The sequence below is a fragment of the Mesorhizobium sp. M0030 genome (assembly GCF_040323695.1).
Classification (GTDB): domain Bacteria; phylum Pseudomonadota; class Alphaproteobacteria; order Rhizobiales; family Rhizobiaceae; genus Mesorhizobium.
This window is the reverse complement of the sequence record NZ_JAMYVE010000005.1, coordinates 404,032-410,370: the sequence shown is the minus strand read 5'-3', so window position 1 is coordinate 410,370 and position 6,339 is coordinate 404,032. Positions and strand designations below refer to the sequence as shown.

Sequence of the window (6,339 nt, the reverse complement as noted above, 5' to 3'; positions counted from 1 at the left end):
GTCCGTTCGCGGCGATTGCCAGGTGGTTCCCCCACTCCGTCTCGGCTTCGCCGAGCCACCTCTCCCCCCTCCGGAGGGAGAGGAAAAAGGAGCCTGGCTGGAAGCGCAGGTCCTGCACGAAAACTGCACATCCCTGCGGAAAACCTCCTCCGCTCCGCCCCGCCGTTTCCATGCGAGCCCGCGACAACAGCGGCATGCAACAGCGAAACGCTCACCTTTGGTCCTTGCCCTATCGCCTGCGCAGCGAAAGCTGGTGGTTGGTCGATCCGCCCCGGGCGGAGGCCCGCCCTTACCTGGAAGCGAGCCTGCTCCCTTTTATCCGCCCACCGGCCGAGCGGACCCAGCCCATCAGGAAAATCCGCGCATGACATCGTTTGCAAGCTTTTCCAGCCGCTTCGGCATCGCCGTCCTGCTCGTCGCCCTGGCGGATTTTTTCTTCTATGGCCAGCCCGCCGGGATCACTGTCCTGCTGTTTGCCATCCTGATCGCCGGCGCGGTGGTCGCTGTGCATCCTGCCGCGCTGAATTCCACCCGACCCTGGCTCAAGCCGGCCGCTTTGTTCGTCGCGCTGCTGCCGCTGGCCGAGAACGTCAGCCCGCTGTCGGTGGCGATAGCTGTCGTGGCGCTGGTGGTGTTTGCGCTGTCCCTGTCCGGGCGGCTGCGGCACGGCATCGCCCGCATTGCCGGCCAGGTCGCGCTGTTCCTGCTGGCGGCGCCGCTGCGCCTTATCCGTGACTTTTTCCAATGGCGCCGCACGGTGCGCCGGCTTGGCGGCCGCCGCATCCGCCTGGCGTCCATCATCGTCTGGGTCATGCCGGTGACGCTGGGCGCGGTGTTCCTGTTCTTGTTCGGCGCCGCCAATCCGGTCATCGAATACTGGCTGTCGCTGATCGACCTGATGAAGCTGCTCGATCTCATCCAACTGGCGCGGATCGTCTTCTGGCTGTTCGTGCTCGCCGGCGTCTGGGCTTTCCTGCGGCCTCGCCTGCCGCGTTTCCCGCGCCGCCTTCCACGCCGCCTTCCACCTTTGACGCCGCCTGCAGCTGTGGCCGCACCGGCCGCGACTAAACCAGCGACAACGATCGAGGCCGTCGTCTTCGGCAAGGCCGCGATCCTGCGCGCGCTGATCGTCTTCAATGCCCTGTTTGCGCTGCAGACCGGGCTCGACGCCGCCTATCTCTGGGGCGGGGCCGCCCTTCCCGACGGGTTGAGCTATGCCGCCTATGCCCATCGCGGCGCGTATCCGCTGATCGCCACCGCGCTGCTGGCCGCCGGCTTCGTGCTGGCGGCGCTGCGGCCGGGCAGCGAAACCTCAGGCGATCCGCTGATCCGCCGGCTGGTCTATGCCTGGGTGGCGCAGAACATCGTGCTGGTCATCTCGTCGATTCTCAGGCTCGATCTCTATATCGGCGTCTATGCACTGACCTACTGGCGCATCGCCGCCTTCGTCTGGATGGGGTTGGTGGCGTCAGGGCTAGCACTGATCATTGCCCGCATCGCGCTTGGAAAATCCAACGAATGGCTGCTCTCCGCCAATCTTGCGACGCTATCGGCGACGCTTTATGCCTGCTGCTTCATCAACTTCGCCGCAACGATCGCCAATTTCAATGTCGACCATTCCCTTGAAATGACCGGCGACGGCACGCCTATCGATACCGAATATCTGCGCTCGCTCGGCGCTGCCGCCATGCCGGCGCTGGACCGCCTCTACATGCACCAATTCGGAAACCAAACCACCTGTCTGGCCGACCAAATGATGATCGACGACACTATCGCCGAGCAGAAGCAGTGGCGCGCCTGGAGCTTTCGCGGCTGGAGGCTCGTGCAGGTTCTCGACAAGAGAGGTCCGCTCGTGCTTCCTCCACCTACCCAGCCCTCGCAACCTTCAGTGCCGGACCGTTAGATCCATGCCGCATCAGATCCTGGTCGCCGACGACGATCCGCACATTCGCGAGATCATCTGCTTTGCGCTGGAGAGGGCCGGGATGAAGACGCAGGCCGTCGCTGACGGCGCAGCCGCCCTGCAGGCGATCGAAGGCCGCGAGCCCGACCTCGTCGTGCTCGATATCGGCATGCCGGAGATGGACGGGCTGGAAGTCTGCCGGCGGCTGAGGCAGCGCTCCGATGTGCCGATACTGTTCCTGTCGGCGCGAGACGAGGAGATCGATCGCATCCTCGGGCTCGAAATGGGCGGCGACGACTATGTGACGAAACCGTTCAGCCCGCGCGAGCTGGTGGCGCGCGTCAACGTCATCCTGCGCCGCGCCCGCCCGGTGGCGCCCGACCCCGCCGACGACAAGAACTTCGCGCATGGCAAGCTCAGCCTGGTGCCGGCCAGCCACGGAGCCAGTTTCGACGGCAAGGCGCTGGCGCTGACGGCGATCGAATTCTCGATCCTCAGGGGATTTCTGGCGCGGCCGACGCATGTGCTGGGCCGCGATCTGGTGGTCGCCAGCGCCTATGCCGCCAACATCCACGTCGCCGACCGTACCGTCGATAGCCACATCCGCAACATCCGCGCCAAGCTGGCGGCGGCGGGCTGTCTCGACGCCATCGAAACCGTGCATGGCGTTGGTTTCCGGCTCGGCCGATGCGGCGCCTGAGCGACGCCAAATGGATCGGCACCAAATGGCGGCCAAGGCTGGCCACGGTGGTTCTCGCCATCCTCATCATGGTGCTGGCGCTGCCGCTGGTCGGCCTGTTCTTCTTCCGGCTTTATGAAAACCAGCTGATCCGCCAGACCGAGGGCGAGTTGATCGCGCAAGGCGCCGTCATCGCCGCCATCTATGCACAGAGTATCAGTGACGCCGCCATTGCCCCGGAGAAGCTAGGGGTGCCGATGCAGGCTGACAGCGGCGATGCCAGCCGCGGCGACGACACGCCTTACCAGCCGATCGAGCCGACACTCGATCTCGCCTCGGACTATTTGCTGCCGACCCGGCCCGCCGGCGTCGCTGCCGCCACCGATCCGGCCTTTGCAGCGATCGGGGCGCGGTTGTCCGGCATCCTCGACACGACGCAAAAGACCACGCTGGCCGGCTTCCGGCTGCTCGACCCACATGGCGTCGTCATTGCCGGGCGCGACGAGGTCGGACTATCGCTGGCCAATGTCGAAGAGGTGCGCGAGGCCCTTGCCGGCCACTACGCCAGCGTGTTGAGACAAAGAATTCCCGACCAGCCGCCGCCGCCGCTCTATTCGGTCAGCCGCGGCACGAAAGTTCGCGTCTTCGTCGCCATGCCGATTGCGGTCGACGGCCATGTCGCCGGCGTGATCTATCTGTCTCGAACGCCGAACAACATCGTCAAGCATCTCTATGGCGAACGCGGCAAGGTGACGCTGGCGGCCATCGCCATGCTGTTCGGCACGCTGCTGATCGCGCTGGTGTTCCTGCGCACCGTCAGCCGGCCCATCTACGCGCTGATGGAGCGCACCAGGCGCATCGCCGCCGGCGACCGCGACGCGATCCGGCCGCTCGACCATCACGGCACGCGCGAAATGGCGGAGCTGTCCGCGGCCTTTCTCGACATGGCCGAAAAGCTGCAGGCGCGCTCCGACTCGATCCAGACCTTTGCCACCCATGTCTCGCACGAGCTCAAATCGCCGCTGACGGCGATCCAGGGCGCGGCCGAACTCTTGCGCGATTCCGGCGAGGCGATGGACGCGGCAGAGCGCAAGCGGTTTTCCGGCAACATCGTCAACGATGCCGGAAGGCTCAATCTGCTGGTACGGCGCCTGCTCGATCTGGCGCGCGCGGAAAACCTGGCGCCGAGCGGCGAAAGCACATCGCTCGATGCGGCGCTGGCGCTGCTTCCGGTCGATGGCCGGCTGGCGGTCAACATTGAGGCGGGTGGCGAAATCGGCCTGCGGATATCAGCCGAGAATGCGGCGATCGTGCTTGCCAACCTGATCGACAATTCGGCCAGGCACGGAGCCACCCAGGTTCTTCTCTCTGCGGCCACCGCCGACGGCAAGGCGACCGTTGCGGTCAGCGATGACGGCGCCGGTATTTCGCCGAGCAACAGGGCCCGCATTTTCGAGCCGTTCTTCACCACGCGCCGTGAGTCCGGCGGCACCGGCATGGGCCTCGGCATCGTGCTGGCCCTCCTGAAAGCGCATGATGGCACGATCGCGCTGGTTGACTCCGGACGCGGCACGCGCTTCGAGATCATTGTGCCGGCGGCGTGAAGCATACCGGCAGCCGGATCGGAGAAAACGTGCGCTACGACATTGTCATCATCGGCGGGGCCATCGTCGGCTCCTCTGTCGCCTATTATCTGCGCGAGGAAGGCTTTACCGGCTCGATTGCGCTGATCGAACGCGATCCGCAATTCGCCCATGCGGCAACGACGCTGTCCATGGCCTCGATCCGTCAGCAATTCTCGATCCCGGAAAACATCCGGCTGTCGCAGTTCACGCTAAACCTGTTCCGGCGGCTGAAGGAGACCTTCGGCGCCGATGCCGATATCGGCTTTCGCGAGGGCGGCTATCTGATCCTGGCCGGCGAGGCCGGGCTGCCGATCCTGAAAGCCAATCACGAGGCGCAGGTCGCAGAGGGCGCCGACATTCTGCTCGAGGATGCCGACCAGCTGGCAAAGCGTTTTTCCTGGCTGTCGACGGAAGGCATCAGCGCCGGCGCCTTCGGCCGCACCGGCGAGGGCTGGTTCGACGCGCATGCCATGCTGACGCTGTTTCGCAAGGCATTGCGCGACAGACAAATCGATTTCATCGCCGCCGATGTCACCGGCATCGAAAGGCAGGGCAACCGCGTCACCGGCATGGACCTCGACAATGGCGAAAGACTGCAAGCCGGCATCGTCGTCAATGCCGCCGGGCCGAATGCCGGCAAGGTGGCCGGCATGGCGGGACTCGTGCTGCCCGTCGAGCCGCGCAAGCGCAACGTTTTCGTCTTCGAGGCGCGGGAAAAATACGCCGACATGCCGCTGCTGGTCGACCCATCCGGCATCTATGTCCGGCCTGAAGGCTCGGTCTATCTCACCGGCGGCGCCGAACCGGAGGAGGGCGATGGCCCCGCCGATCCAGCCGATTTCGAGGTCGACTGGCCGCTGTTCGAAGAGGTGATCTGGCCGGTGCTGGCCACCCGCATCCCCGCCTTCGAGGCGATCAAGCCGACACGCGCCTGGGCCGGCCACTACGACTACAACACGCTCGACCAGAACGCGGTGATCGGGCCGCATCCCGAGGTCGGCAATTTCATCTTCGCCAACGGTTTTTCCGGCCACGGCCTGCAGCAGGCGCCGGCCGTCGGCAAGGCGCTGGCGGAGTTGTTGGTGCATGGCGGGTATCGGACGGTGGATTGCTCGGCGTTTGGGTACGAACGGGTGGCCGAAGGTCGGGCGTTTCGGGAATTGAACGTGATTTGAGGCGGGCGGAATAGGATCGCTCTGTCGAGTTCCCGCCCACCCCCCTCTGCCCTGCCGGGCATCTCCCCCGCAAGGGGGGAGATGGCAGCTTCGGCGAAGGCGCCATTCTTGCAACGTCGGAGATTGGCGAAAACGGTCGCGGCATCTGATCTCCCCCCTTGCGGGGGAGATGGCCGGCAGGCCAGAGGGGGGTGCTGTCCCGCGAGAGTCTAAGCAACCATCGCACTGACAGCCATCGCGTTGCCCAGCGCATGCCCGTTGGCCGTATTGTCAAAAATCCCCCAGACCTCGGCGCCGGAATCTGCTGCTGCTTCCACTTGCCGCGCAAACCGGTCGAGCGTTTCGGCATCGTAACCCGAATAGTAGATCCGCGGCGCGCCGTGCCAGCGGAAATAGGCAAGGCCGGGCCAGCCACCTGGCCCTGCTGCCTCCGGAACCGAAGCCGGGTCGGCGGCGACCCGTGCGACCTGGTGACCGGCCAGCAGTGCGTCCGCCTCGGCACTGAACCAGGTGGGATGGCGCGGCTCGCATGCCAGCCTTGCCCGGATACGCCTGCCCAACATGTCGAAGAAGCCGCCGGCGACCTCCGGCTCGAAGGGCAAGCTCGGCGGCAGCTGCACCAGAAGCACGCTCAGCTTTTCGCCGAGACCTTCGACCTGCCCGAGAAAGTCCTCCGTCAGCCCCTCGCAATCGGCGAGGCGATGATCATGGGTCATGTTCTTCGGTGCCTTGACCGCGAAGCGGAAGTGCTCCGGCACGGCGTGCGCCCAGCGCTCATAGGTCTCGCGGCGGTGCGGCTTGTAGAACGTGGTGTCGATCTCGACGGCCGGAAAGCGTTTTCCGTAACGTTCGAGATGCGAACCGGATTGCGGAAAGTCAGCCTTGTATCGAGACGGAATTCCCCAGCCGGCGGTGCCTATCAGAGATCGGCGATTTCCCATCCTGCGGATTTGGACC

5 protein-coding genes are annotated in these 6,339 nt (G+C 65.3%); 4 read left to right on the top strand and 1 reads right to left on the bottom strand.

All coding sequences use genetic code 11. The features are described from left to right. Positions 1-364 precede the first annotated feature (364 nt). The 4 genes from NKJ80_RS14085 to NKJ80_RS14070 are packed head-to-tail and all read left to right on the top strand — an operon-like array spanning position 365 to position 5,382. The gene (locus NKJ80_RS14085) at positions 365-1,903 is read left to right on the top strand and encodes a DUF4153 domain-containing protein (RefSeq protein ID WP_352497745.1); all 1,539 of its coding nucleotides are present in this window, start codon (positions 365-367) and stop codon (positions 1,901-1,903) included. Between the two features lie 4 nt (positions 1,904-1,907). Continuing rightward, on the top strand, positions 1,908-2,603 hold the full coding sequence (locus NKJ80_RS14080) for a response regulator transcription factor (RefSeq protein WP_352497744.1): 696 nt from the start codon (positions 1,908-1,910) through the stop codon (positions 2,601-2,603). After that, positions 2,591-4,186, top strand: a complete 1,596-nt coding sequence (locus NKJ80_RS14075; protein ID WP_352497743.1) for a sensor histidine kinase — start codon at positions 2,591-2,593, stop codon at positions 4,184-4,186. The genes NKJ80_RS14080 and NKJ80_RS14075 overlap by 13 nt, the downstream gene beginning before the upstream one ends. 29 nt (positions 4,187-4,215) lie before the next feature. Next, positions 4,216-5,382, top strand: a complete 1,167-nt coding sequence (locus tag NKJ80_RS14070; RefSeq protein WP_352497742.1) for an NAD(P)/FAD-dependent oxidoreductase — start codon at positions 4,216-4,218, stop codon at positions 5,380-5,382. Positions 5,383-5,591: 209 nt separating this feature from the next. Here the strand turns inward: NKJ80_RS14070 and NKJ80_RS14065 are convergent, their stop codons facing one another. Then, entirely contained in the window at positions 5,592-6,323 is a 732-nt protein-coding gene (locus NKJ80_RS14065; RefSeq protein ID WP_023687646.1) for a DUF72 domain-containing protein, read from the bottom strand. Positions 6,324-6,339 lie beyond the last annotated feature (16 nt).